The sequence below is a fragment of the Pseudomonas sp. TH06 genome, from assembly GCF_016651305.1.
In the GTDB taxonomy this organism is placed as follows: domain Bacteria; phylum Pseudomonadota; class Gammaproteobacteria; order Pseudomonadales; family Pseudomonadaceae; genus Aquipseudomonas.
In genome coordinates this window covers 73648-99134 of the sequence record NZ_JAEKEC010000001.1, presented here as the reverse complement: position 1 = coordinate 99134, position 25487 = coordinate 73648, and the positions used below count along the sequence as shown (strand labels likewise).

The following is a 25487-nucleotide window of genomic DNA, read 5'->3' as shown; positions in this document are numbered from 1 at the left end:
GGCCTTGTTGTCTCTATGTAACTGGACAGGATCACTATGCCGGCTTCATTCGTTCATCTACGCCTGCACACTGAATACTCCCTGGTCGACGGGCTGGTGCGGATCAAGCCACTGGTCAAGGCGCTGACCGGCATGAACATGCCGGCGGTCGCGGTCACCGACCAGAACAACATGTGTTCCCTGGTCAAATTCTATAAAAACACCATGGGCGCAGGCATCAAGCCGATCTGCGGTGCCGACCTGTGGCTGTCGAACAAGGATCCGGACGGGCCGTTGAGCCGGCTCAGTCTGTTGGTCATGAACGCCAAGGGTTATCGAAACCTCACAGAGTTGATCTCGCGCGGCTTCATCGAAGGTCAGCGCAACGGCATGATCATTGTCGAACGCGAGTGGGTCGCCGAGGCCAACGAAGGCCTGATCATGCTGTCCGCCGCGAAAGAAGGCGAGATCGGCATGGCGATGATCGGCGGCAACCCGGCCGAGGCCGAAGCGTTGGCGCGCGAATGGATGGCGGTGTTCCCTGATCGCTTCTATCTGGAGATCCAGCGCACCAATCGCCCTAACGACGAAGAGCAACTGCACGGCGCCGTGGCCCTGGCCGACAAACTTGGCGCGCCGCTGGTGGCGACCAACGATGTGCGCTTCATCAAGCAGGAAGACTTCGCCGCTCACGAAACCCGCGTGTGCATCGGTGAGGGCCGCGCCCTCGACGATCCGCGCCGTTCGAAGAATTACAGCGATCAGCAATACCTCAAAAGCGCCGAGGAAATGGCCGAGCTGTTCAGCGACATTCCCGACGCGATCGAAAACACCGTCGAGATCGCCAAGCGCTGCAACATCGACGTGAAGCTGGGCACGCACTTCCTGCCCAACTTCCCGATCCCCGATGGCATGACCATCGACGAGTATTTCCGCAAAGTCTCCTTCGACGGTCTCGAAGAGCGACTGGCGGTGCTGCTGCCCAAAGACACTACTGAAGACTACGAAGCCAAACGTCAGGTCTACGTCGACCGCTTGAATTTCGAGCTGGATATCATCATCCAGATGGGCTTCCCCGGTTACTTCCTCATCGTTATGGACTTTATCCAGTGGGCCAAGAGCAACGGCGTACCGGTAGGTCCGGGCCGGGGCTCGGGTGCTGGATCGCTGGTGGCTTACGTACAGAAGATCACCGACCTCGACCCGCTGGAATACGACCTGCTGTTCGAACGTTTCCTTAACCCGGAACGGGTATCGATGCCCGACTTCGACGTCGACTTCTGCATGGACGGTCGTGACCGGGTGATCGACTATGTGGCCGAGAAGTACGGCCGCAACGCGGTAAGCCAGATCATCACGTTCGGTTCCATGGCCGCCAAGGCTGTGGTGCGTGACGTGGCACGGGTGCAGGGCAAGTCCTACGGCCTGGCGGATCGTCTGTCGAAGATGATTCCGTTCGAAGTCGGCATGACCCTGGAAAAAGCCTACGAGCAGGAAGAAATCCTCCGTGACTTCATCAAGGTCGATGAAGAGGCTGCCGAAATCTGGGAGATGGCGCGCAAGCTCGAAGGCGTCGTGCGTAACGTCGGTAAACACGCCGGTGGTGTGGTTATCGCGCCGACCAAGCTGACCGATTTCTCGCCAATCTATTGCGACGAGGCCGGTGACGGTCTGGTAACCCAGTTCGACAAGGATGACGTCGAGGCCGCCGGTCTGGTGAAGTTCGACTTCCTCGGCCTGCGGACCCTGACGATCATCGACTGGGCGCTGAAAACCATTAACCGTGACCGCGCCAAGGTCGACGAGCCGCCACTCGATATCGCGTTTATCCCGCTCGACGACAAACCGACTTACACATTGCTGCAAAAAGCTGAGACCACCGCGGTGTTCCAGCTTGAATCCCGCGGCATGAAAGAGCTGATCAAAAAGCTCAAGCCCGACTGCCTGGAAGACTTGATCGCGCTGGTGGCCCTGTTCCGTCCGGGCCCGTTGCAGTCCGGCATGGTGGACGACTTCATCAACCGTAAGCACGGTCGCGCCGAACTCGCGTATCCGCACTCGGACTACCAGTACGAAGGCCTCAAGCCTGTATTGGCGCCGACTTACGGCATCATCCTGTATCAGGAACAGGTGATGCAGATTGCCCAGGTCATGGCCGGTTACACCCTCGGCGGTGCGGACATGCTGCGTCGGGCAATGGGTAAGAAAAAGCCCGAGGAAATGGCCAAGCAGCGCGGCGGCTTCATTGAGGGTTGCGCGACCAACAATATCGACGCCGATCTCGCCGGTAACATTTTCGACCTGGTGGAAAAATTCGCCGGTTACGGCTTCAACAAATCCCACTCCGCCGCCTACGGTCTGGTGTCGTACCAGACTGCTTGGCTGAAAGCCCATTACCCGGCGCCGTTCATGGCCGCGGTACTGTCGGCGGATATGCACAACACCGACAAGGTCGTGACCTTGATCGAGGAAGTGCGCACGATGAAGCTGCGCCTCGACGCGCCGGACGTGAACACTTCGGAGTTCAAGTTCACGGTGAACGACGACGGCCGCATCGTTTACGGCCTCGGCGCGATCAAGGGCGTCGGCGAAGGCCCGGTGGAAGCGATCACCGAGGCGCGTCAGGAAGGTCCGTTCAAGGATCTGTTCGACTTCTGCGCCCGGGTTGACCTCAAACGCATCAACAAACGCACCCTCGACGGTTTGATTCGCAGCGGTGCGCTGGATCGTCTCGGCCCATACTTTCACGACGAGCAAAAGGCTTATCAGGCCAACATCGACCGCAACCGCGCCGTGCTGCTGGCGGCAATGGAAGAGGCGATCAAGGCTGCCGAACAAACCGCGCGCACCCACGACAGCGGCCACGCCGACCTGTTTGGCGGGTTGTTTGTCGAGGAAGATGCCGACGTTTATGCGACGCATCGCAAGGCCAAGGAGCTGACTCTCAAGGAACGCCTCAAGGGTGAAAAAGACACCTTGGGTCTGTACCTGACCGGTCACCCGATCGACGAATACGAAGGCGAGATTCGCCGTTTCGCCCGCCAGCGCATCATCGACCTTAAACCGGCGCGCGACACGCAAACCGTGGCGGGGATGATCATTGCCCTGCGCGTGATGAAGAACAAAAAAGGCGACAAAATGGGCTTCATCACCCTCGACGACCGCTCTGGGCGGATCGAGGCGTCGCTGTTTGCCGATGCGTTCCATTCCGCGCAATCGCTGTTGCAGACCGACGCGATGGTGGTGGTCGAAGGTGAGGTCAGTAATGACGACTTCTCCGGCGGCCTGCGCCTGCGGGTCAAGCGGGTGATGAGCATGGAGGATGCGCGCACCAACCTGGCCGAAAGCCTGCGTCTGAAGCTGCAAACCCAGGATTTGAAAGGCGATCAGCTACGCTGGCTGGGGGATTTGCTCAAGCGCCATCGCGGTGCATGCCCGATCACCATGGAATACACCAGCCCGGATGCGAAGACCTTGCTGCAGTTCGGCGAGACCTGGCGAATCGACCCGGCAGATGCCTTGATTCAGGCTCTGCGTGACCAGTTCGGGCGAGACAACGTCTTCCTCCAATACCGTTGACCGGCGAGCGCCATCATGGCGCCCGCCCGCAACCTGAATTTTTAATCTCGACCTTAGCGCGCCTCTCCCTTAAGGTAGGGCGCGAATAGACAACCGGCCGGCCCAAGCTCATTTGGGACACGACCCAAGACGGACGCCTATGAACCCGAATTTTCTAGATTTCGAACAGCCGATCGCCGACCTGCAAGCCAAGATCGAAGAGTTGCGCTTGGTCGGTAATGACAATTCGCTGAATATCGGCGATGAGATCTCCCGCCTGCAGGACAAGAGCAAAACGCTGACCGAGGACATCTTCGGCAAGCTGACCAGCTGGCAGATCGCACGCCTGGCGCGTCACCCGAAACGCCCGTACACCCTGGACTACATCGAACACATTTTCACCGAGTTCGACGAATTGCACGGTGACCGCCACTTCTCCGACGACGCTGCCATCGTTGGCGGTATCGCCCGTCTGGACGACCAGCCAGTGATGATCATCGGTCATCAGAAGGGCCGTGAAGTGCGCGAGAAGGTTCGTCGCAACTTCGGCATGCCGCGTCCTGAAGGCTACCGCAAGGCTTGCCGTCTGATGGAGATGGCCGAGCGTTTCAAAATGCCGATCCTGACCTTTATCGACACTCCGGGCGCGTATCCTGGGATCGACGCTGAAGAGCGCAACCAGAGCGAAGCCATCGCCTGGAACCTGCGTGTGATGTCGCGCCTGAAAACCCCGATCATCGCCACCGTGATCGGTGAAGGTGGTTCCGGCGGTGCATTGGCGATTGGTGTCTGCGATCAGCTGAACATGCTGCAATACTCGACCTACGCGGTGATCTCGCCGGAAGGTTGCGCTTCGATTCTGTGGAAAACCGCCGAGAAAGCGCCGGATGCCGCTGAAGCGATGGGCATCACTGCCGAGCGTCTGAAAGGCCTGGGTATCGTCGACAAGGTGATTGGCGAGCCTCTGGGCGGCGCACACCGTGATCCGGCCGCTGCGGCTGCATCGATCCGTGCCGAACTGAGCTCGCAACTGGCGATGCTGAAGAAGTTCGACAACGAAGCGCTGTTGAAGCGCCGTTACGATCGACTGATGAGCTACGGTCTCTAAGCCGAACGCGCAGTACCCCTGTAGGAGCTGCCGCAGGCTGCGATCTTTTGATCTTGAAAAAGCAAAATCAAAAGATCGCAGCCTGCGGCAGCTCCTACAGAGCTTTTTGAGAAGCGATCAATCTCTATGAATCCTTCGAAGAGTGATTTGCCGTCGCGCCTTCTGCTGAACGTGGAGTCTTGGCGCAAGGCCAGACACTGGCGCATCGCCTTCTCGGGTGGGCTCGACTCCACCGTCCTCCTGCATCTGCTCGCGCAACTCGCCAAAACCGAATCCCTCCCGACGCTCAGTGCCATCCATGTCCATCACGGCCTTCAGGCTGCGGCTGATGCGTGGCCGCAACATTGCCAGTCCGTCTGCGATGCGCTGGGTGTGCCGTTGCGGATCGAGCGGGTGACTGTGAAACCCGGAGCGAGTCTGGAGCGGGCAGCGCGGGATGCGCGTTATGCGCTGTTCAGTTCGTTGACTCAAGCCAATGACGTGCTGCTGACCGGGCAGCACCGTGACGATCAGGCTGAAACGCTGATGTTCCGTCTGTTGCGCGGCGCCGGAGTTAGAGGTTTGTCAGGCATGCCGGGTGAGCGCCCGCTGGGGCAGGGGGTTCTGGTCAGAGCCTTGCTTGATATCCCCCGGGCCGAATTGGAAGCTTATGCGCTGGCCCATCAACTGCGCTGGATCGAAGACCCGTCGAATCAGGACTCGCAATTCTCGCGCAATTATCTGCGCCAGCAAATCATGCCGCTGCTGACTGAACGCTGGCCGCAAGCGCAGGCCAGCATGGCCCGCAGCGCTGGGCATCTGCGCGAAGCGCAAGGCCTGCTCGATGAGTTGGCACAGATGGATCTGGCTCAGGCGCAAACCCCGGATGAATTCGCATGGCTGGGTCTGCCCTCCTTGGAACTGGCGCCGCTGGCAGGGTTGTCTGCCGCCCGTCAGCGCAATGCGCTGAGTCACTGGCTCGAACCCCTCACGCGCTTGCCCGACACTGACCATTGGTCGGGTTGGACAAATCTTTGCGATGCCGCCCAGAGCGCTTCGCCTGTCTGGCGTCTGGCCGATGGTGAGCTGCACCGCAGCGCCGGCCGATTATGGTGGCTCAGCGACGATTGGTTGTGCCCGCCGATGATCGGCGCAGAGTGGCAGGCCCCGACCTCAGCGCTACGCTTGCCCGATAATGGGCGTGTCATCTTCAGCGGTCAGACTCCTGGCGGGCCGCTACGCATTGCTTATCGGCAGGGCGGCGAAGTGATGCATCTGGCCGAACGGGGTCATCGTGACCTCAAGCGCCTGCTCAACGAGCGTGCGGTGCCGGGCTTCGTGCGTGGCAGATTGCCGCTGCTGTTTCGCGGCGAAGAATTGCTCGCGGTAGCGAACCTGCCGGGCCTTGATGGCAATGCGCAGGAAGGCTGGAAATTGCATTGGCAGCCAATAGACGAAGATCAAGGTTTGAGATGAAAGGGGCATTCCGGTAGACTACGCTCCCTTCTTGATACAACTTCTGTGGATTCGCCTGAATTGCAGGAGTTGCCGATTACCAAGCAGTCTTTGCTGGGCGATTCCAAAAAATGTGTAGCGAGCAACGTACCGGTGTTTCATCTGCCGGTCTGTCCCAACGCGGCGGTTTTTTTGAAAGGTGCACTGTGATTAATGCAGGTGATCGGGGGCTTCGGCCTTCCTTCGCTTTCCCCGGCGGCTCGTACCGCTTTAACGCAGACTTCTAGGGTTTTTCATGACGCGCTACATATTCGTCACGGGCGGTGTTGTTTCTTCATTGGGGAAAGGCATTGCCTCGGCTTCATTGGCGGCCATCCTGGAGGCGCGGGGGCTTAAGGTCACCATGCTTAAGCTGGATCCGTACATCAACGTCGACCCGGGCACCATGAGCCCGTTCCAGCACGGTGAAGTGTTCGTCACCCACGACGGCGCCGAGACCGACCTGGACCTGGGCCACTACGAGCGGTTCATCCGCACGACCATGACCCAGAACAACAACTTCACCACTGGCCGTGTCTACGAGCACGTGCTGCGCAAAGAGCGCCGTGGTGACTACCTGGGTGCAACCATCCAGGTGATTCCGCACATCACCGACGAAATCAAGCGCCGCATCATCAAGGGTGCTGGTGACGCTGACGTGGCGATGGTCGAAATCGGTGGCACCGTCGGTGACATCGAGTCGCAACCGTTCCTCGAAGCCATCCGTCAGTTGCGTTTCGAAGTCGGCGCCAAGCGCGCGATGCTGATGCACCTGACGCTGGTGCCATACATTGCCACCGCCGGCGAGACCAAGACCAAACCGACTCAGCACTCCGTCAAGGAACTGCGTTCGATCGGTCTTCAGCCAGACGTGCTGGTGTGCCGTTCCGATCACCCGATCGATGTTTCGTCGCGCCGCAAGATCGCGCAATTCACCAACGTTGAAGAACGTGCGGTAATCGCGCTGGAAGACGCCGACACCATCTACAAGATCCCGGGCATTCTGCATTCGCAGGGTCTGGATGATTTCGTCGTCGAGCGTTTTGGCCTGCAATGCGGCAGCGCCGATCTGTCCGAGTGGGAAGCGGTGGTTGACGCCAAGCTGAACCCGGAACACGAAGTCACCATCGCCATGGTCGGCAAGTACATGGAGCTGCTGGATGCGTACAAGTCGCTGATCGAAGCGATGAGTCACGCCGGCATCAGCAACCGTACCAAGGTCAACCTGCGCTACATCGATTCCGAAGACATCGAAAACCAGGGCACTGCGCTGCTCGAAGGTGTCGACGCGATCCTCGTACCGGGCGGCTTCGGTCTGCGTGGCGTGGAAGGCAAGATCACTGCCGTTCAGTACGCTCGTGAAAACAAGGTTCCGTACCTGGGTATCTGCCTCGGCATGCAAGTGGCGGTCATCGAGTTCGCGCGTAACGTGCTGGGCTGGAAAGATGCCAACTCCACCGAGTTCGATCGCGCCAGCGGCCATCCGGTTGTCGGTCTGATCACCGAGTGGGAAGACGCCACCGGCGCCGTTGAAGTGCGTACCGAAGCGTCCGATCTGGGCGGCACCATGCGCCTCGGCGCTCAGGAATGCCTGCTTGAAGCCGGCTCCAAGGTGCACGATTGCTATGGCAAGGACGTGATCGTCGAGCGTCACCGTCACCGTTACGAAGTGAACAACAACCTGCTGCCACAAATCATCGAAGCCGGCCTGAAAATCTCCGGTCGCTCCGCTGACGCAGCGCTGGTTGAAGTGGTTGAAGCACCGGATCATCCATGGTTCGTCGCTTGCCAGTTCCACCCTGAGTTCACCTCGACACCACGTGATGGCCATCCGCTGTTCAGCGGTTTTGTCAAAGCAGCGTTGGCTCAACACCAGAAGAAGGCGTAACCCCGATGGCACAGAAGATCATCCGCGTCGGCGACATCGAGATTGCCAACGACAAACCCATGGTGCTGTTCGGCGGCATGAACGTGCTGGAAAGCCGTGACATGGCCATGCAGGTTTGCGAAGAGTATGTGAAGGTCACCGAGAAACTCGGTATCCCTTACGTGTTCAAGGCCAGTTTCGACAAGGCCAACCGTTCTTCTGTTGCCTCGTATCGCGGTCCTGGCCTGGAAGAGGGCATGCGCATCTTCCAGGACATCAAACAAGCCTTCGGCGTACCGATCATCACCGACGTCCACGAGCCCGATCAGGCCGCGGTCGTCGCTGAGGTCTGCGACATCATTCAACTGCCGGCCTTCCTGTCGCGCCAGACCGATCTGGTCGTCGCGATGGCCAAGACCAATGCAGTGATCAATATCAAGAAAGCCCAGTTCCTCGCGCCTCAGGAAATGAAACACATCCTGAACAAGTGTGTGGAAGCGGGTAACGATCAGTTGATCCTCTGCGAGCGTGGTTCGAGCTTCGGCTACAACAACCTCGTGGTTGACATGCTCGGCTTCGGCATCATGAAGCAGTTCGAGTATCCGGTATTCTTCGACGTGACCCATTCGCTGCAAATGCCTGGCGGTCGTTCCGACTCCGCCGGCGGTCGCCGTGCCCAGGTTCTGGACTTGGCCAAGGCCGGTATGAGCCAAGGTCTGGCGGGTCTGTTCCTCGAAGCGCACCCGGATCCGGACAACGCCAAATGCGACGGCCCTTGCGCCTTGCGTCTGGACAAACTGGAGCCATTCCTGGCCCAGCTCAAAGCGTTGGACGAACTGGTGAAGAGTTTTCCGACGGTAGAAACCGCGTAAACCTCAATTCTCCGGTAAAGTACCGCACGATTTGTCGCTCATGCCCTCGGGCATGAGCGTTATCGTCTGCAAGTCTGCCCGCTGCACACCCCTTGCCGACGGTAAAAAGATTTCCTCTAGCTGCGTCGTTTTCGTCAACTTTGGAGTGTTTACAACAATGGCAAAAATCGTCGACATCAAAGGTCGTGAAGTTCTCGACTCCCGTGGCAATCCCACCGTGGAAGCGGACGTGCTTCTCGACAACGGCATCATCGGCAGCGCTTGCGCGCCGTCCGGTGCATCCACTGGCTCGCGTGAAGCGCTCGAGCTGCGTGATGGCGACAAGAGCCGTTACCTGGGCAAGGGCGTGCTCAAAGCGGTAGCCAACATCAACGGTCCGATCCGCGATCTGCTGCTGGGTACCGACCCAAGCGACCAGAAAGCCCTGGATCACGCGATGATCAAGCTCGACGGTACTGAAAACAAAGGTTCCCTGGGCGCCAACGCCATCCTCGCCGTGTCTCTGGCTGCGGCCAAGGCTGCTGCTCAGGATCAGGACCTGCCGCTGTACGCACACATCGCCAACCTGAACGGTACCCCGGGTGTTTACTCGATGCCGGTTCCGATGATGAACATCATCAACGGTGGCGAGCACGCCGATAACAACGTCGACATCCAGGAATTCATGGTTCAGCCGGTTGGCGCCAAGTCTTTCTCGGAAGGTCTGCGCATGGGCACCGAGATTTTCCATCACCTGAAAGCTGTGCTGAAGGCCCGTGGCCTGAGCACCGCCGTTGGCGACGAAGGCGGTTTCGCACCGAACCTGGCGTCCAACGAAGACGCGCTGAAAGTGATCTCCGAAGCTGTGGCCAACGCCGGTTACAAGCTGGGCACCGACGTGACCCTGGCACTGGACTGCGCGGCCAGCGAATTCTACGAAGACGGCAAGTACAACCTGTCCGGCGAAGGCCAGGTGTTCACCGCTGAAGGTTTCGCCGACTACCTGAAAGGTCTGACCGAGCGTTACCCGATCATCTCGATCGAAGACGGTCTGGACGAGTCCGACTGGGCTGGCTGGAAAATCCTCACCGACAAGATCGGTGAGAAGACTCAGCTGGTGGGCGACGATCTGTTCGTGACCAACACCAAGATCCTGAAAGAGGGCATCGATAAAAAGATCGCCAACTCGATCCTGATCAAGTTCAACCAGATCGGCACCCTGACCGAAACCCTGGAAGCCATCCAGATGGCCAAGGCTGCCGGTTACACCGCCGTGATCTCGCACCGTTCGGGCGAAACCGAAGATTCGACCATCGCCGACCTGGCTGTGGGCACCTCGGCTGGCCAGATCAAGACCGGTTCGCTGTGCCGTTCCGACCGCGTCTCCAAGTACAACCAACTGCTGCGTATCGAAGAGCAGTTGAATGGCAAAGCCAAGTACAACGGTCGCAGCGAGTTCCGCGGCTAAGTACAAACTGATGGAAGGACAGCGGATTGTGTCGAAAAAGTCGTGACAGCGATGGATTTACCACTAATCTGATGCCTTAACAGCACAAGCCTGGATCTTCCAGGCTTCGTGCTATCAGACGTTTCAAAGTTTTGGCGTGGCTGTCTTTTTTCACTGGATACCTGATATTCGATGCGCAGTCCTTACTGGTTGTTTCTCGTTTTGCTCTTGCTACTGGCCGGTCTGCAGTACCGCCTGTGGGTGGGCAATGGCAGTCTGGCGCAGGTCGCCGAGCTGAATCAGCAGATTGCTGATCAACATGCCGAGAACGAAGGTCTGCTGGAGCGCAACCGGGTGATGGACGCTGAAGTCAGCGAGTTGAAGAAAGGCATGGAGACCGTTGAAGAACGGGCTCGTCACGAATTGGGAATGGTCAAGGACGGCGAAACCCTTTACCAGTTGGCCCAATGATCAATTCCCTGCCGGCCTTCTGGGCCGTGATTCCTGCCGCGGGCGTCGGTGCCCGTATGGCCGCGGACCGTCCCAAGCAATATCTGCAACTGGGCGGGCGCACAATTCTCGAACACAGCCTTGGCTGTTTCCTCGATCACCCAAGCCTCAAGGGTTTGGCGGTCAGTCTGGCGGTTGATGATCCTTACTGGCCGAATCTGGCGTGCGTCAGCGATCCGCGTATTCAGCGCGTTGAGGGCGGGGCCGAGCGCTCCGGCTCGGTGCTTAATGCCTTGCTGCATTTGCATGCGCAGGGTGCTGATGATGAAGATTGGGTGCTGGTACACGATGCGGCACGTCCCAACCTGAGTCGCGATGACCTCGACAAGCTGCTCGCTGAGTTGGCGGATGACGCGGTGGGTGGTTTGCTCGCCGTTCCCGCGCGCGACACCCTGAAACGAGTCGACAAGCACGGTCGTGTGGTTGAAACCGTGGATCGCAGTGTGATCTGGCAAGCCTATACGCCGCAGATGTTTCGCCTGGGGGCGTTGCATCGGGCATTGGCCGACAGTCTGGTCGCTGACGCCGTGATTACCGATGAAGCTTCGGCGATGGAGTGGGCGGGGCTGGCGCCTCGCTTGATTGAAGGTCGTGCAGATAACCTCAAAGTAACCCGGCCGGAAGACCTGGAATGGTTGCGCCAGCGTTGGGCTAACCGCCGTTAAAGGATCGCAGCCTGCGGCAGCTCCTACAACGGAATGCAACCCCCTGTAGGAGCTGCCGAAGGCTGCGATCTTTTGATCTCAAACCCGATACTCCGGCTGTTCAGCCAAACCTTCCTTCAAGAAATCCACCAGTTTGCGCACCTTTGGCGACAAATGCCGTTGCTGCGGATACAGCGCCCACACTGCCGTATTCGGCGGCTGATGCGTCTCCAGCAACGAAATCAACGCACCACTGTGCAGATGCTCGAGCACGTAATAATCCGGCAACTGACACAACCCAACCCCTTGCAGCGCCGCATCCAGCACCGCTTGCCCACTGTTGCAGCGCCAGTTTCCCTGCACCCGCTGGGAAAATTCCCGCCCGTTTTGCTCCAGCTGCCAGATGTCCGAGCTGCCAATCAGGCAATTGTGACGGCTCAGTTCCGACAAACTGTGTGGGCGGCCATACCGTTCCAGGTAGGACGGCGACGCGCACAGATACATGCGCCTCGGCGCCAGCCGCGTTGCGACCAATCGCGAATCCTGTAGGCGCCCCAACCGAATCGCCAGATCAAGTCCTTCATGCACCAGATCGAGTTGGCGATTGCTCAATTCAATATCAATGCGCAGTTGTGGGTACAGCCCCATGAACCGTGTTACCAGCGGCACGATAAATCGCTCACCGTAGGCAACGGCGCAAGTCATGCGCAGCATGCCTTTCGGCTCGCTGGTCAGATCGCCAACGGCGCGCAAGGCCTCTTCACGACCGTCCTGCAGGCGCTGGCAATGTTGCAGAAAAGTCTGTCCAGCCTCGGTCAGCGTCACCCGGCGCGTACTGCGATAGAGCAGGCGTGTCTGCAAGCGCTCTTCCAGTCGTACGATTTGCCGACTGATGTGCGAGGAAGAAACCCCAAGGCGTTCGGCTGCCGCGGTGAATTGGCTGCATTCGGCAACGGCGACGAACTCGTCGATACCTTCCCAGCGGTTTTCGGACATCGTGATTATCCCTGTGCAGCAATAATGTTTTGCTTTTGCTTGGATTATTCACCGTCAGACCATGTATTACACTCCTGGTCTGGTTTTTTATTCAATGGATTCACTGGAGAGTCAGCATGATCAAGTCGCGCGCCGCCGTTGCCTTCGAGGCCAAGAAGCCGCTGGAAATCGTAGAAGTCGATGTCGCCATGCCCAAGGCTGGTGAAGTGTTGCTGCGCGTGGTGGCTTCCGGTGTTTGCCACACTGACGCTTACACCCTGTCCGGCGCTGACCCGGAAGGGATCTTCCCGTCGATCCTCGGCCACGAAGGCGGCGCCATCGTCGAAGCCATCGGTGAAGGCGTAACCTCGGTAGCCGTCGGCGACCACGTCATTCCGCTGTACACGCCGGAATGTGGCCAGTGCAAATTCTGCAAGTCCGGCAAAACCAACCTGTGTCAGGCGATTCGCGCGACCCAGGGCAAGGGCCTGATGCCGGACGGTACTTCGCGTTTTTCCTACAAGGGCGAGACGATTTTCCACTACATGGGCACGTCGACGTTCTCGGAATACACCGTGTTGCCGGAAATCTCCGTCGCCAAAATTTCCAAAGACGCGCCGCTGGAGAAAGTCTGCCTGCTGGGCTGTGGCGTCACCACCGGTATCGGCGCAGTGATCAACACTGCCAAGGTCAAACCGGGTGACACCGTCGCCATTTTCGGCCTCGGCGGCATCGGTTTGTCGGCGGTGATCGGCGCGGTGAAAGCCAAGGCTTCACGCATCATTGCCATCGACATCAACCCGGCCAAATTCGAAATCGCCAAGCAACTGGGCGCCACCGATTGCGTAAACCCGAAAGATTTCGATCGCCCGATCCAGGAAGTCATCGTCGACATGACCGATGGCGGCGTCGACTTCTCCTTCGAATGCATCGGCAACGTGCAACTGATGCGCGCCGCCCTTGAGTGCTGCCACAAAGGTTGGGGCGAGTCGGTGATCATCGGCGTCGCCGGTGCCGGCCAGGAAATCGCTACCCGTCCGTTCCAACTGGTGACCGGTCGCGTCTGGCGCGGTTCGGCGTTCGGCGGCGTGCGCGGCCGTACCGAGTTGCCAAGCTATGTCGACATGGCGCAGAGCGGTGAGATCCCGCTGGATACTTTCATCACCCACACCATGGGCCTGGAAGACATCAACAAGGCGTTCGACCTGATGCACGAAGGCAAGAGCATCCGTACCGTCATTCATTTCTAAAAAGCAGCCCCAAGCTACAAGTTTCAAGCGTCAAGCAAGGGCGATCAGGCCTTTTCTTGAAGCTCGAAGCTTGTGGCTTGCAGCTGGGAGAATCCTATGAGTCTGGAAAATATCTCCTGTCAGAAGAGTTTCGGCGGTTGGCACAAGCGTTATCGCCATCGTTCCGATGTGCTCGGTTGCGACATGGTGTTCGCTGTCTATCTGCCTCCGCAGGCAGAGCAGGGCGGCAAGTTGCCGGTGCTGTACTGGCTGTCGGGCCTGACCTGCACCGATGAGAACTTCATGCAGAAGGCTGGCGCCCAGCGCATGGCCGCCGAGCTCGGTTTGATCATTGTTGCGCCGGACACCAGTCCACGTGGTCCTGATGTGCCGGGTGATCCTGACAATGCGTGGGATTTTGGCCTCGGTGCGGGGTTTTATTTGAATGCCACGCAGGAACCTTGGTCGCGACACTATCGGATGCATGACTATGTCGTGCAGGAATTGCCTTCACTGGTTGAAGCGCATTTCCCAGCGTCGGACAAACGCAGCATCAGCGGCCACTCCATGGGCGGCCACGGTGCGTTGGTCTGCGCGCTGCGCAATCCGGGGCGTTACCAGTCGGTGTCGGCGTTTTCACCGATCAACAATCCGATGGATTGCCCGTGGGGCCAGAAGGCTTTTTCCCGTTACCTGGGCGAAGACCGCTCGAAGTGGAAAGAATGGGATGCTTGTGCGTTGATTGCTGACGCTACCGAAAAACTGCCATTGCTGGTCGATCAAGGGGATCGCGACGACTTCCTCGCCAACCAGCTCAAGCCGGAAGCGCTGCAACAAGCGGCAAAACAAGCGAGCCATCCGCTGACATTGCGCCTGCAACCGGGCTACGACCACAGCTATTTCTTCATCTCAAGCTTCATTGACGACCACTTGCAGCATCACGCACGCGCCCTCAAGGCCTAATGCAGGTAGAATCACGCCCTGACAAAAATCGGGGCGTTTTTTTATGCGTATTGGCCACGGCTATGATGTGCACCGTTTCGCTGAAGGCGATTTCATTACTCTGGGCGGCGTGCGCATTGCACACAGCTTCGGGCTGCTCGCTCATTCCGACGGTGACGTCCTGCTGCACGCCTTGAGCGATGCCTTGCTCGGCGCGGCGGCGCTGGGCGATATCGGCAAACACTTCCCGGACACCGACCCGCAATTCAAGGGCGCTGACAGCCGTGCGCTGCTGCGTCACGTGGTCGCGCTGATCCACGCCAAAGGCTGGAAAGTCGGCAACGTCGACAACACCATTGTCGCCCAGGCGCCGAAAATGGCCCCGCATATCGAATCGATGCGCGCGCTGATCGCGGCGGATCTTCAAGTTGAATTGGATCAAGTGAACGTGAAAGCTACCACCACCGAAAAGCTTGGCTTTGTCGGTCGCGAAGAGGGCATCGCCGTGCACTCCGTTGCCTTGTTGCTGCGCGCATGAATGAACTGCAATTGCTCGGCCCGCGTGCCTATGGCGAGTCCTTGGGCAGCGCCGTACTGAAAGCGGTCGCGGAAGACTTTCAGGTCGACGAAGTGCTCGATATCCCGTTCAGCGGCGATGGCGAGCACTTGTGGATCTGGGTCGAAAAGCGTGGCCTGAACACCGAGGAGGCTGCGCGGCGTATCGCCAAGGCTGCCGGCGTGCCTTTGCGCACCGTCAGCTATGCAGGTCTCAAGGATCGCCAGGCGTTGACCCGTCAGTGGTTCAGCGTGCAACTGCCAGGCAAGGCTGACCCGGATCTGTCGGCAGCGGAAAACGACACGCTGAAGATCCTCAAGACCACCCGCCACAAGCGCAAGTTGCAACGCGGTGCGCATTCGGCCAACGGTTTCACCTTGCGTCTGACTCAGTTCAATGGCGACAAGGCTGCCATTGAAGAACGTCTGCAACTGATCGCCAGACAAGGCATTCCCAATTATTTCGGTGCTCAGCGCTTCGGCCATGACGGCGGCAACGTCGTCGATGCGCGTTCGTGGGCGGCGCGCAAGGCCTTGCCGGAGCAGCGCAATGTGCGTTCGCGCCTGCTCTCGACCGCGCGCAGTTTTCTGTTCAATCAGGTGCTCGCGGCACGTGTTGCCGATGGCACCTGGCAAAAAGCCCAAGTCGGCGATCTGCTGGCGTTCACCGACAGCCGCAGTTTTTTTCCGGCCGGTGAAGCTGAATGCAGCGATCCGCGCCTGGCGATTCTCGATCTGCATCCGACCGGCCCGCAGTGGGGCGAAGGTGACTCGCCGGCCGCTGGCGCTGTCCATGATCTGGAGCAGGGGATTGCCGCCCGTGAAGCGGATCTGCGTGATTGGTTGATTCACGCCGGCATGAGCCACGAACGTCGTATCCTGCGGCTGCCCATTGGCGGGTTGACGTGGCATTATCCCCAGCCTGACATTCTGCAACTGGAATTCGTCCTCCCGGCCGGATGCTTCGCCACCGTATTGGTGCGCGAACTCGTTGATCTGGTGCCGGTGGGGCAGACGGACAGCCCATGCGTATTCTGATTTCTAACGACGATGGGGTAACCGCACCCGGTCTCGCCGCGCTTTATGCTGCGCTGGCGGATTACACCGAGTGCGTGGTTATCGCCCCGGAGCAGGACAAAAGCGGCGCCAGCAGTTCGCTGACGCTCGACCGTCCGTTGCACCCGCAATACCTGGCCAACGGCTTTATCAGCCTCAATGGCACACCAACCGATTGCGTGCACCTGGGCCTCAACGGCTTGCTGGAGCGCGAACCGGACATGGTGGTTTCCGGCATCAACCTCGGCGCCAATCTGGGCGATGACGTGTTGTATTCCGGGACAGTGGCGGCAGCCCTTGAAGGGCGTTTTCTTGAGCGTCCATCGTTTGCTTTCTCGCTGGCCTCACGCCAGGTGGATAATCTGCCGACGGCGGCTTACTTTGCGCGCAAACTGGTCGAGGCCCATGCCGGGCTGGATCTGCCGCCGCGCACGGTGCTCAACGTGAACATTCCCAATTTGCCGCTCGACCATATTCGCGGTATTCAGTTGACCCGACTGGGGCATCGCGCCCGGGCGGCGGCGCCGATGAAGGTGGTCGACCCGCGTGGCAAGGCCGGTTACTGGATTGCTGCCGCCGGCGACGCTGAAGACGGCGGTCCGGGTACGGACTTTCATGCGGTGATGCAGGGCTACGTTTCCATCACGCCGTTACAGCTTGATCGCACCTTCAACGATGCCTTCAGAAGTCTCGACGGCTGGCTGGAGGGACTGCGCTGATGGCCCGTGAACACGAAGACAGAATGCGCAGCGGCATCGGCATGACGTCTCAGCGCACCCGCGAACGGTTGATCCAGCGCCTGTATGAAGAAGGCCTGTCCAACGCCAAGGTGCTGGAAGTGATCCGCCGCACGCCGCGTCACCTGTTCGTCGACGAAGCGCTGGCGCATCGCGCTTATGAAGACACGGCCCTGCCGATCGGCCATAACCAGACCATCTCCCAGCCTTATATGGTGGCGCGCATGAGCGAGCTGCTGCTTGAGGCCGGGCCGTTGGACAAGGTGCTGGAAATCGGCACGGGCTCCGGTTATCAGACGGCCGTGTTGTCGCAATTGGTGGAGCGAGTGTTCTCGGTTGAACGCATCAAGGTCTTGCAGGATCGGGCCAAGGAACGTCTGGTCGAGCTCAACCTGCGCAACGTGGTGTTCCGTTGGGGCGACGGCTGGGAAGGCTGGCCGGCGCTGGCGCCGTACAACGGCATCATCGTCACCGCTGTCGCTACCGATGTGCCGCAAGCCTTGCTTGATCAACTGGCGCCAGGTGGGCGCATGGTGATCCCGGTCGGTTCTGGTGAAGTGCAGCAATTGATGCTGATCGTGCGAGAAGAGCACGGCTTTTCCCGACACGTTCTGGGTGCTGTTCGTTTCGTGCCTTTGCTCAACGGGCCACTGGCCTGAGCATTTCTTCAAAGGGGCTGAATTCCTTTCGTTCGCCTCGGTCTTACTCCGGCAGCGGTGGATTAAACGCAACAGATTGTCGGCTTGCAAACGTGTGCGCGAAGCGATTTCGCTTCATTAAAGGTAAAGCCGATTCAGCCCGTTATACTTGCGACACCTCATGCCGAAATCCGGCATTCCAAATTTTTCAGCCACCACAAAGGGAGCGGCGGGTGAGTCTCACAGTCATTGCGCAGCGTATGGGTAACACGAGCTTTCAGCGCCTGGTGACTGGCCTTGTCTTGAGCACCTTGCTGGTGGGTTGCTCCAGCACCAAATCGAGCAACGTACGGGTAGTCGATCGTAACAACGCGGTCGCGCAGCGTCCTGCCGTGACGACCGGGCAATATGTAGTCCGTCCGGGCGATACGATGTTTTCCATCGCGTTTCGCTACGGCTGGGACTACAAAGCCCTCGCGGCCCGGAACAATATTCCTACGCCGTATACGATCCACCCGGGTCAGACAATTCGCTTCGATGGCCGTACAGGATCAACGCCGACAGCGGTGGTGAGCAGCGCCAGTTCTTCACCTTCGTCGTCGAGTAAAACCACGGTAATCCGACGCCAGGCAAATGGCACGACTACCACTACAACCACCGGTTCTACTGGAGCTGTACCGTCCGTCGCCAACAAACAAGCGCCGGCGCCACTGCCTCCACCGGGCCCGGCCCCGACCGGCTGGGGATGGCCATCTAATGGCATTCTTATTGGAAAATTCTCTTCAAACGGTAGTTTGAATAAAGGAATTGATATCGCCGGGGATTTGGGACAGCCTGTTTTAGCTGCGTCTGATGGGACGGTGGTTTACGCCGGGAGTGGCTTAAGGGGCTACGGCGAATTAGTCATCATCAAACACAGCGAAACCTACGTCAGTGCTTACGGTCACAACCGTCGGCTGTTGGTTCGGGAGGGACAGCAGGTCAAGGTCGGACAGACAATTGCCGAAATGGGGTCAACGGGTACAGACCGGGTGAAACTGCATTTTGAGATTCGCCGACAAGGTAAACCTGTAGATCCGTTGCAGTTCCTGCCAAGACGTTGATTTGTAAGCCAGCCTGTTCCGTCGCGTAGAGGGGACAGGCTCCAGCGTTGCCAAGGATAAAGGCGTCGCTTGAGCTTGGGGTCGAACTCACCAAAGGACTATAACAATGGCTCTCAGTAAAGAAGTGCCGGAGTTTGACATCGACGATGAGGTTCTCCTTATGGAGACCGGCATCGATTCGGAATCTTCGATGTCGAATGATGAAGGGGCTGCTCCACCTTCCGTTCGTTCCAAATCCAAACACTCCGCTTCACTTAAACAACATAAGTACATCGACTACACGCGTGCACTTGATGCCACGCAGTTGTATCTCAACGAAATCGGCTTTTCCCCACTGCTCTCCCCGGAGGAAGAAGTTCATTTTGCGCGTTTGTCGCAAAGTGGCGATCCCGCCGGGCGCAAGCGCATGATTGAAAGTAACCTGCGGCTGGTGGTCAAAATCGCCCGGCGTTACGTCAATCGGGGGCTGTCGCTGCTGGATCTGATCGAAGAGGGCAACCTCGGCTTGATCCGCGCAGTGGAAAAGTTCGATCCCGAGCGCGGCTTCCGCTTCTCGACCTACGCAACCTGGTGGATTCGTCAGACCATCGAACGCGCAATCATGAATCAGACCCGGACCATCCGGTTGCCGATCCATGTGGTCAAGGAGCTTAACGTGTACCTGCGGGCTGCACGGGAGCTGACGCAAAAGCTCGACCACGAACCTTCACCCGAAGAAATCGCCAACCTGCTGGAAAAACCGGTAGGTGAGGTCAAGCGTATGCTGGGCCTGAATGAACGTGTTTCTTCGGTCGACGTCTCGCTGGGTCCGGATTCGGATAAAACCCTGCTGGACACCCTGACGGATGATCGTCCCACCGATCCATGCGAACTGCTGCAGGACGACGATCTGTCGCAGAGCATCGATCAATGGCTGTCCGAACTGACTGACAAGCAGCGCGAGGTGGTGATCCGCCGCTTCGGCCTGCGCGGTCATGAGAGCAGCACGCTGGAAGATGTAGGCCTGGAGATCGGCCTGACCCGGGAACGGGTAAGACAGATCCAGGTGGAAGGCCTCAAGCGCCTACGGGAAATTCTCGAGAAGAATGGCCTGTCGAGCGAGTCGCTGTTCCAATAGGCGTCTCCAGCGCCCGCCAAAAGCCCCGACTGGTTCGGGGCTTTTTGTTGCTCGCGATTGAATGGCTCAACGATACCTTGTGGTGAGGGAGCTTGCTCCCGCTGGGTTGTGCAGCAGCCCCAAGTACTGGTGAGCGCTGCGCACTCAAGCGGGAGCACGCTCCCTCGCCACAGGTCAGGTGCCCGCCTTTTTCGCGGTGTCCGTACCTTTGTAGTCTCGCGATGTAAGCCTTGGCTTACTCTTCCGTAAGTGTTCGTTATTTTTACCCTGTGGCAGACGTCCACTCTTCACGTTAGTCATATCTAACTTATTGATTTAGCTATTTATTTTTTAGTATTAAGTGCTTATGACAGCGCCTCCAGGCGTATTTGGCCCGTTGCTCCTTGCGGGGAACTCTTTAGTATCAGCGCTGTGTCGACGGACAGACACGCCCTTCAAGGATGAGGGGAATGGACATCGCAGGAAGCGATTCATCAGGACGATGAAAAGGAACACAGGGAATAGGGAAAAAATGTGGGCGGGTCAAACCGCCCCTTTTTTTTGCCCGTAGAAAAGCAAATGCAGAAAAGCAAAAAGGCCCGCAAGGGGCCTTTTTATCGAGCGCGCGACAGATCAGCGTTCGAGGTCTTTGATCTTGCCTTTGACGCCATCCCACTCTTCGGCGTCCGGCAGCGATTCTTTTTTCTCGGTGATGTTCGGCCAGATCTCAGCCAGTTCAACGTTCAGTTGAATGAACTCCTGCATTTCTTCCGGAACTTCGTCCTCGGAGAAAATGGCTACGGCCGGGCATTCCGGCTCGCACAGGGCGCAGTCGATGCACTCATCCGGGTGAATCACCAGGAAGTTCGGGCCTTCGTAAAAGCAGTCCACCGGACAGACTTCTACGCAGTCGGTGTACTTGCACTTGATGCAGTTGTCGGTGACGACGAAGGTCATTTCTAATTTTCTCCTCAGGCGGCGGCAGCGTTGCCCCTTCACGGTTGGGGTCGCCAGGTTCGGGAGCGATGTCTGCTGGCCAGGCTATTAGCCAGCAGCATCCCAAACCGCGCGAGATTCTAACAGCTTGAAGCCGTTTGCGTTATATCCGGTTCTTTAGTGCTTAGATCCGGTTCTTAAGTGCATATAACAATTCGAGCGCGCGACGTGGCGTCAGGTCATCGACATCCAGTTTGGCCAGCTCATCGAGCACCGGGTGTGGCAGGCTCGCAAACATGTCGCTTTGCTGCGGAGTGGCTGGCTTGCCTTTGGCGACAGGCTTCGGCGCCTCATGCGGCAATGCGGTTTCTTCCAGCCGGCTCAAGTGCTCACGTGCGCGCACGATGACTTCACTCGGCACACCGGCCAGTTGCGCCACCGCCAGGCCGTAGCTCTGGCTGGCAGGCCCCGGCAACACATGGTGCAGGAAAACGATGCGCTCATTGTGTTCGGTGGCGTTGAGATGCACGTTGGCCACCAACGGTTCGGCTTCCGGCAACACGGTCAGTTCGAAGTAGTGCGTAGCAAATAGAGTATAGGCACGCAGATGCGCCAGACGCTCAGCAGCAGCCCAAGCCAGCGACAAACCGTCGAAGGTGCTGGTGCCGCGACCGACTTCGTCCATCAACACCAGGCTGCGTTCGGTGGCGTTATGCAGGATGTTGGCGGTTTCGCTCATCTCGACCATGAAGGTCGAACGGCCACCGGCCAGGTCATCGCTGGAGCCGATCCGGGTGAAAATCCGGTCCACCAGCGACAGCTCGCAACTGGCTGCCGGCACGAAGCTGCCGATGTGCGCCAACAGCACGATCAATGCAGTCTGGCGCATGTAGGTGGATTTACCGCCCATGTTCGGGCCAGTGATCACCAGCATCCGTGTGTTGTCGTCCAGGCTCAGGTCGTTCGCCACAAACGGCGTGGTCAAGACTTGCTCGACCACCGGGTGGCGACCCTGCGTGATGCGCATGCACGGCTCGCTGACGAAACGCGGGCAGTTCAGATCAAGATTCAGCGCACGTTCGGCGAGGTTGCTCAGCACGTCCAGTTCGGCAAGAGCGCCGGCGGTGTCCTGCAACGGTGGCAATTGGCTGATCAGGTCTTCCAGCAGCGCTTCGTAGAGCATCTTCTCGCGGGCGAGGGCACGGCTCTTGGCCGACAGCGCCTTGTCTTCGAACTCTTTCAGTTCAGGCGTGATGAAGCGTTCGGCGCCTTTCAGCGTCTGGCGCCGGATGTAGTCTGCCGGAGCCGACTCTGCCTGCTTGCTCGGCAGTTCGATGAAGTAGCCGTGAATGCGGTTGTAGCCGACTTTCAAGTGCGACAGGCCGGTGCGAGCCTTCTCTCGGGCTTCCAGATCAATCAGGAACTGGCCGGCGTTCTCGCTCAGCGATTGCAGTTCATCGAGCTCACTGTCGTAACCGGTTTTCAGCACGCCGCCGTCACGGATCACCGCTGGCGGGTTATCGATAATGGCTTTTTCCAGCAGCGCCGCGAGTTCCGGATAGGTGCTGGTGGTTGTGGCGAGACGTTGCAGGTGCGGCGCTTCCAGGTCAGTCATCGCCACTTGCAATTCGGGCAGCGCGCCGAGCGCGTCACGCAGGCGAGCAAGGTCACGCGGGCGGGCATTGCGCAGGCCGATTCGCGCGAGAATCCGCTCGATGTCGCCAATTTCCTTGAGCTGCGGTTGCAGTTTTTCGAAACGATAACCGTCGAGCAGGCAAGTGATCGAGGTCTGGCGGGCCAGCAACACCGTCAGGTCGCGCAGCGGACGGTTCAGCCAGCGAGTCAGCAAGCGACTGCCCATGGCGGTCTGGCAGCGATCGACCACCGATTGCAGGGTGTTGTCGCGGCCACCGGCCAGGTTGGTATCGAGTTCCAGGTTGCGCCGGCTCGCGCCGTCGAGCACCACGGTGTCATCCAGACGTTCGTGGCGCAGGCTACGCAAATGGGGCAGGGCGGTGCGCTGGGTTTCTTTCGCGTAGGCCAGCAGGCAACCGGCGGCGCCGATGGCCAGGGTCAGGTTCTCGCAACCAAAGCCCTTAAGGTCTTGGGTGGAGAACTGCTGGCAAAGGCTTTTCAGCGCCGAATCACGCTCGAAATCCCACGGCGCACGACGACTGACGCCGCGGCGTTTTTCCGCTGGCAGGTCCCTTGGCCAGTCATCCGGGATCAGCAATTCAACCGGATTGATCCGCTCCAGTTCCGCGAGCAGATTCTCCCAGCCTTTGATTTCCGACACGCTGAAACTGCCGCTGGTGATGTCCAGCACGGCCAGACCGAACAGGCGCTCGTCACCCAGCAGTGCAGCGATCAGGTTGTCGCGGCGCTCGTCGAGAAGCGCTTCATCACTGACCGTACCCGGCGTGAGGATCCGCACTACCTGACGTTCCACCGGGCCTTTGCTGGTAGCCGGATCGCCGACCTGCTCGCAGATCACCACCGACTCGCCGAGCTTGACCAGTTTCGCCAGATAACCTTCTGCTGCGTGGTAAGGAATCCCACACATCGGAATCGCCTGTCCCGCCGACTGCCCGCGCGCGGTCAGGGTGATGTCGAGCAACTTGGCGGCCTTCTTCGCGTCTTCGTAGAAGATCTCGTAGAAGTCGCCCATGCGATAGAACATCAGCTGATCCGGGTGCTGGTTCTTCAGGCGCCAGTACTGCTGCATCATCGGGGTGTGGGAGGACAGGTCGGAGACGGCTTTATTCATCGGATTGTCAGGCAACTCGTTAAAAGATGTGGGGCAAAAGCGGGGCAACCGCCGGGCTTTTCCGCGATGGGCGCAAGGTTACCATGGGCGGTCTGCCCGACGCAGGCATGACGGCTCGTTGACACTTTTTGCGCTGAATTGATGACTTATGCACGTTTTATGCAAATCAGCATTTGTCTTCGCGAAAAACTTCAAGCACTATGCGCGTTATGCAAAAACGCAACGTATCCTCCGTCTTAAGAGCACTGCTCGACCAGCACGGGATCTCCCCCACGGAGCTCCACCGTCGCACCAGCGTGCCTCAATCCACTCTCTCGCGGATTCTCAGCGGGAAGATCGTCGATCCTTCGGATAAACATATCTCGAAGATCGCCGAGTATTTCAATGTAAGCACCGATCAGTTGCGCGGGCGCGCGGATGTTGCGCCGTCGGCCGCTGCCGCGCGTGATGACGTGCACGCGGAACTCAGGGACATAATGCTGTGGGACGACGATACCCCTGTCGATGACGACGAGGTATCGGTGCCGTTTCTTCGCGAGGTTGAATTGGCAGCAGGATCAGGAAGATTCGTCATCGAAGAGAGCGAGCGCTCTAGCCTGCGCTTCGGCAAGCGCAGCCTGCGCCATAACGGTGTGCAGTTCGACCAGGCCAAATGCGTGACGGTACGCGGCAACAGCATGTTGCCGGTACTGCGGGACGGTGCCACCGTTGGCGTGAACGCAGGTAAGTGCGGGATCGGCGACATCATTGACGGTGATTTGTACGCGATCAACCACAATGGCCAACTGCGGGTGAAGCAACTCTATCGCCTGCCTACCGGCATCCGTCTGCGCAGCTTCAATCGTGACGAGCATCCGGATGAGGACTACAGCTTCCAGGAAATCCAGGAAGAGCAGATCGTCATCCTCGGTCACGTCTTCTGGTGGGGCATGTACGCCCGTTAACCACATCCCTTTTGCTTAGAACCCGCCCATCGGCGGGTTTTTTTCGTCCATACGAAACCCTCAACGCCTTGATTTATGCGGCCTCCATGCGCGAGTGCATTTATCACGCATAAATAAATGCATTTGCGCATTGACTGGATATGCATACATGCATAATATAGCCACCAAGCCGCTCGACAAAGCGGCTGGAAACGAAAGCTCTTTAGTTCCAACAGAACAGGCAGCGATGAACCGGCCTCAACGGTTCAGAGGGTTGGCAACTGACCCGGGTGTGCAGCGTAAAGCACCAGAAGCAGTTATCCGGCGGGCAGGGACCGCGGTCGGAAAAACAATTTGAATGGACTCGTACCGCGCCAGTAGCGCCGAAAAGTCAGCTTCCTTCTGGTTTACAGGATTTGAAGGAAGGCGAAGGAGCGCATTACTGAAAAGCCCGGTGCATAACCGGGCTTTTTGGAATGCCGACCTGGGGAGGTTAACAGTAGGCCAATAATTTCAGGCCCGCAGCTGTTGTGCAGAATAGAAACGTCCATTCGATAAAAATGACTCAAGAGAAAGCCTATGAAACGCTATGCATCTGTTCCAACCTTTTATAAAACTCCTTATTTGACTGTCACGAAAGTGCTGTAAACCAACGAAGGCATGCCAACGGCCGGCCCGGATGGGGTTCAAGGCAATTGGCACGATGTAACAAGTAATACCGCTATTCAAGTTGGATGGAAGGTTGAGTGTTTCTTCGACAGAGGCTGGGTCTTCTCGGCGCCGACTTATGATGATCAGTTGAGCCTGGCCACTAATTACATGCAGGAGCGCTTCAATGAGGTCGTGCGCCGACTGACGTTCAACCCATTGCAATACAAAGTAGATCTCGGCACCGCTACTGCAGCTGACGAGGCGACATTGATTTCTTGCAAACAATACGCCATCGCTGTCAGCGAAATCGTAAACCAATCCGGATATCCATCCTCGATCAATTGGCCCGCCGCTTCGTTCTGACTTTGTGAATGAAGCCTTTGCTGAAAGGTTCGGTGCATAACCGGAAAATCTGAAGATGAATGCGTCTTCTGGAAATACC

The 25487-nt window shown here is 58.5% G+C and carries 21 protein-coding genes; 18 read left to right on the top strand and 3 right to left on the bottom strand.

The window, feature by feature from the left end; genetic code table 11:
- The first annotated feature begins 36 nt into the window (after positions 1-36).
- The 8 genes from dnaE (at position 37) to ispD (ending at position 11458) form a co-directional block, all read left to right on the top strand.
- Complete coding sequence (gene dnaE, locus JFT86_RS00580) at positions 37-3558, top strand: DNA polymerase III subunit alpha (RefSeq protein ID WP_201235009.1); 3522 nt, start codon at positions 37-39, stop codon at positions 3556-3558.
- A gap of 139 nt (positions 3559-3697) precedes the next feature.
- Positions 3698-4645 carry an acetyl-CoA carboxylase carboxyltransferase subunit alpha gene (locus tag JFT86_RS00575; RefSeq protein WP_042557889.1) on the top strand — a complete coding sequence of 316 codons (948 nt, stop codon included), beginning with the start codon at positions 3698-3700 and terminating at the stop codon, positions 4643-4645.
- A 126-nt stretch (positions 4646-4771) separates the two neighbouring features.
- A complete protein-coding gene (tilS, locus tag JFT86_RS00570; RefSeq protein ID WP_201235008.1) occupies positions 4772-6100 on the top strand; it encodes a tRNA lysidine(34) synthetase TilS in 1329 nt (442 codons plus the stop codon).
- Between the two features lie 274 nt (positions 6101-6374).
- Positions 6375-8006: a CTP synthase gene (locus JFT86_RS00565; protein ID WP_123465103.1), complete on the top strand. Its 1632-nt coding sequence runs from the start codon at positions 6375-6377 to the stop codon at positions 8004-8006.
- Positions 8007-8011: 5 nt separating this feature from the next.
- Positions 8012-8857: a 3-deoxy-8-phosphooctulonate synthase gene (kdsA, locus tag JFT86_RS00560; protein ID WP_187679144.1), complete on the top strand. Its 846-nt coding sequence runs from the start codon at positions 8012-8014 to the stop codon at positions 8855-8857.
- A gap of 157 nt (positions 8858-9014) precedes the next feature.
- Positions 9015-10304 (top strand): phosphopyruvate hydratase, encoded by a 1290-nt coding sequence (gene eno, locus JFT86_RS00555; RefSeq protein ID WP_201235007.1) that lies wholly within the window; start codon positions 9015-9017, stop codon positions 10302-10304.
- Positions 10305-10475: 171 nt separating this feature from the next.
- Positions 10476-10754: a cell division protein FtsB gene (gene ftsB / locus JFT86_RS00550; protein WP_007908838.1), complete on the top strand. Its 279-nt coding sequence runs from the start codon at positions 10476-10478 to the stop codon at positions 10752-10754.
- Positions 10751-11458, top strand: coding sequence for a 2-C-methyl-D-erythritol 4-phosphate cytidylyltransferase (ispD, locus tag JFT86_RS00545; RefSeq protein ID WP_201235006.1), 708 nt, complete (start codon positions 10751-10753; stop codon positions 11456-11458). The genes ftsB and ispD overlap by 4 nt, the downstream gene beginning before the upstream one ends.
- Positions 11459-11536: 78 nt before the next feature.
- Here ispD and JFT86_RS00540 read toward each other — a convergent pair whose 3' ends face one another.
- Positions 11537-12433, bottom strand: a complete 897-nt coding sequence (locus JFT86_RS00540) for a LysR substrate-binding domain-containing protein (RefSeq protein ID WP_201235005.1) — start codon at positions 12431-12433, stop codon at positions 11537-11539.
- Between the two features lie 116 nt (positions 12434-12549).
- On the opposite strand from JFT86_RS00540, the gene JFT86_RS00535 reads away from it, so the two are divergent.
- The 8 genes from JFT86_RS00535 to rpoS all read left to right on the top strand — a co-directional run bounded on the left by JFT86_RS00535 (position 12550) and on the right by rpoS (position 19789).
- Positions 12550-13662 (top strand): S-(hydroxymethyl)glutathione dehydrogenase/class III alcohol dehydrogenase, encoded by a 1113-nt coding sequence (locus JFT86_RS00535; protein WP_166220848.1) that lies wholly within the window; start codon positions 12550-12552, stop codon positions 13660-13662.
- 96 nt (positions 13663-13758) lie between these two features.
- Positions 13759-14604, top strand: a complete 846-nt coding sequence (gene fghA / locus JFT86_RS00530) for an S-formylglutathione hydrolase (RefSeq protein ID WP_201235004.1) — start codon at positions 13759-13761, stop codon at positions 14602-14604.
- A 43-nt stretch (positions 14605-14647) separates the two neighbouring features.
- Positions 14648-15121 carry a 2-C-methyl-D-erythritol 2,4-cyclodiphosphate synthase gene (gene ispF, locus JFT86_RS00525; RefSeq protein ID WP_034149878.1) on the top strand — a complete coding sequence of 158 codons (474 nt, stop codon included), beginning with the start codon at positions 14648-14650 and terminating at the stop codon, positions 15119-15121.
- Positions 15118-16176: a tRNA pseudouridine(13) synthase TruD gene (gene truD, locus JFT86_RS00520; protein WP_201235003.1), complete on the top strand. Its 1059-nt coding sequence runs from the start codon at positions 15118-15120 to the stop codon at positions 16174-16176. Before ispF ends, truD begins: the two co-directional genes overlap by 4 nt.
- On the top strand, positions 16164-16913 hold the full coding sequence (surE, locus tag JFT86_RS00515) for a 5'/3'-nucleotidase SurE (protein ID WP_201235002.1): 750 nt from the start codon (positions 16164-16166) through the stop codon (positions 16911-16913). The genes truD and surE overlap by 13 nt, the downstream gene beginning before the upstream one ends.
- Positions 16914-16954: 41 nt before the next feature.
- Complete coding sequence (locus JFT86_RS00510; RefSeq protein WP_169841266.1) at positions 16955-17590, top strand: protein-L-isoaspartate(D-aspartate) O-methyltransferase; 636 nt, start codon at positions 16955-16957, stop codon at positions 17588-17590.
- Positions 17591-17802: 212 nt separating this feature from the next.
- Positions 17803-18672 (top strand): peptidoglycan DD-metalloendopeptidase family protein, encoded by an 870-nt coding sequence (locus JFT86_RS00505; RefSeq protein WP_201235001.1) that lies wholly within the window; start codon positions 17803-17805, stop codon positions 18670-18672.
- Between the two features lie 106 nt (positions 18673-18778).
- Positions 18779-19789, top strand: coding sequence for an RNA polymerase sigma factor RpoS (gene rpoS / locus JFT86_RS00500; protein WP_201235000.1), 1011 nt, complete (start codon positions 18779-18781; stop codon positions 19787-19789).
- Positions 19790-20401: 612 nt separating this feature from the next.
- Here the strand turns inward: rpoS and fdxA are convergent.
- Positions 20402-20725 carry a ferredoxin FdxA gene (fdxA, locus tag JFT86_RS00495; protein WP_007908827.1) on the bottom strand — a complete coding sequence of 108 codons (324 nt, stop codon included), beginning with the start codon at positions 20723-20725 and terminating at the stop codon, positions 20402-20404.
- A 163-nt stretch (positions 20726-20888) separates the two neighbouring features.
- Positions 20889-23471: a DNA mismatch repair protein MutS gene (gene mutS, locus JFT86_RS00490; RefSeq protein ID WP_201234999.1), complete on the bottom strand. Its 2583-nt coding sequence runs from the start codon at positions 23469-23471 to the stop codon at positions 20889-20891.
- Between the two features lie 209 nt (positions 23472-23680).
- On the opposite strand from mutS, the gene JFT86_RS00485 reads away from it, so the two are divergent.
- Together JFT86_RS00485 and JFT86_RS00480 are read left to right on the top strand one after the other, a co-directional pair.
- Positions 23681-24415 (top strand): XRE family transcriptional regulator, encoded by a 735-nt coding sequence (locus tag JFT86_RS00485; RefSeq protein ID WP_201234998.1) that lies wholly within the window; start codon positions 23681-23683, stop codon positions 24413-24415.
- A gap of 639 nt (positions 24416-25054) precedes the next feature.
- Positions 25055-25408 (top strand): tail fiber assembly protein, encoded by a 354-nt coding sequence (locus JFT86_RS00480; RefSeq protein ID WP_201234268.1) that lies wholly within the window; start codon positions 25055-25057, stop codon positions 25406-25408.
- Positions 25409-25487: the final 79 nt, after the last annotated feature.

Excerpts from the sequence above, each read along its gene's own strand:
- JFT86_RS00485 (WP_201234998.1), top strand. The coding sequence starts at position 23,681 with ATGCAAAAACGCAACGTATCCTCCGTCTTAAGAGCACTGCTCGACCAG.
- JFT86_RS00480 (WP_201234268.1), top strand. The coding sequence starts at position 25,055 with ATGCCAACGGCCGGCCCGGATGGGGTTCAAGGCAATTGGCACGATGTA.
- JFT86_RS00565 (WP_123465103.1), top strand. The coding sequence starts at position 6,375 with ATGACGCGCTACATATTCGTCACGGGCGGTGTTGTTTCTTCATTGGGG.
- ftsB (WP_007908838.1), top strand. The coding sequence starts at position 10,476 with ATGCGCAGTCCTTACTGGTTGTTTCTCGTTTTGCTCTTGCTACTGGCC.
- JFT86_RS00510 (WP_169841266.1), top strand. The coding sequence starts at position 16,955 with ATGACGTCTCAGCGCACCCGCGAACGGTTGATCCAGCGCCTGTATGAA.
- dnaE (WP_201235009.1), top strand. The coding sequence starts at position 37 with ATGCCGGCTTCATTCGTTCATCTACGCCTGCACACTGAATACTCCCTG.
- JFT86_RS00540 (WP_201235005.1), bottom strand. The coding sequence starts at position 12,433 with ATGTCCGAAAACCGCTGGGAAGGTATCGACGAGTTCGTCGCCGTTGCC.
- ispD (WP_201235006.1), top strand. The coding sequence starts at position 10,751 with ATGATCAATTCCCTGCCGGCCTTCTGGGCCGTGATTCCTGCCGCGGGC.
- ispF (WP_034149878.1), top strand. The coding sequence starts at position 14,648 with ATGCGTATTGGCCACGGCTATGATGTGCACCGTTTCGCTGAAGGCGAT.
- surE (WP_201235002.1), top strand. The coding sequence starts at position 16,164 with ATGCGTATTCTGATTTCTAACGACGATGGGGTAACCGCACCCGGTCTC.
- tilS (WP_201235008.1), top strand. The coding sequence starts at position 4,772 with ATGAATCCTTCGAAGAGTGATTTGCCGTCGCGCCTTCTGCTGAACGTG.
- fghA (WP_201235004.1), top strand. The coding sequence starts at position 13,759 with ATGAGTCTGGAAAATATCTCCTGTCAGAAGAGTTTCGGCGGTTGGCAC.
- truD (WP_201235003.1), top strand. The coding sequence starts at position 15,118 with ATGAATGAACTGCAATTGCTCGGCCCGCGTGCCTATGGCGAGTCCTTG.
- eno (WP_201235007.1), top strand. The coding sequence starts at position 9,015 with ATGGCAAAAATCGTCGACATCAAAGGTCGTGAAGTTCTCGACTCCCGT.
- fdxA (WP_007908827.1), bottom strand. The coding sequence starts at position 20,725 with ATGACCTTCGTCGTCACCGACAACTGCATCAAGTGCAAGTACACCGAC.
- rpoS (WP_201235000.1), top strand. The coding sequence starts at position 18,779 with ATGGCTCTCAGTAAAGAAGTGCCGGAGTTTGACATCGACGATGAGGTT.
- kdsA (WP_187679144.1), top strand. The coding sequence starts at position 8,012 with ATGGCACAGAAGATCATCCGCGTCGGCGACATCGAGATTGCCAACGAC.
- mutS (WP_201234999.1), bottom strand. The coding sequence starts at position 23,471 with ATGAATAAAGCCGTCTCCGACCTGTCCTCCCACACCCCGATGATGCAG.
- JFT86_RS00575 (WP_042557889.1), top strand. The coding sequence starts at position 3,698 with ATGAACCCGAATTTTCTAGATTTCGAACAGCCGATCGCCGACCTGCAA.
- JFT86_RS00535 (WP_166220848.1), top strand. The coding sequence starts at position 12,550 with ATGATCAAGTCGCGCGCCGCCGTTGCCTTCGAGGCCAAGAAGCCGCTG.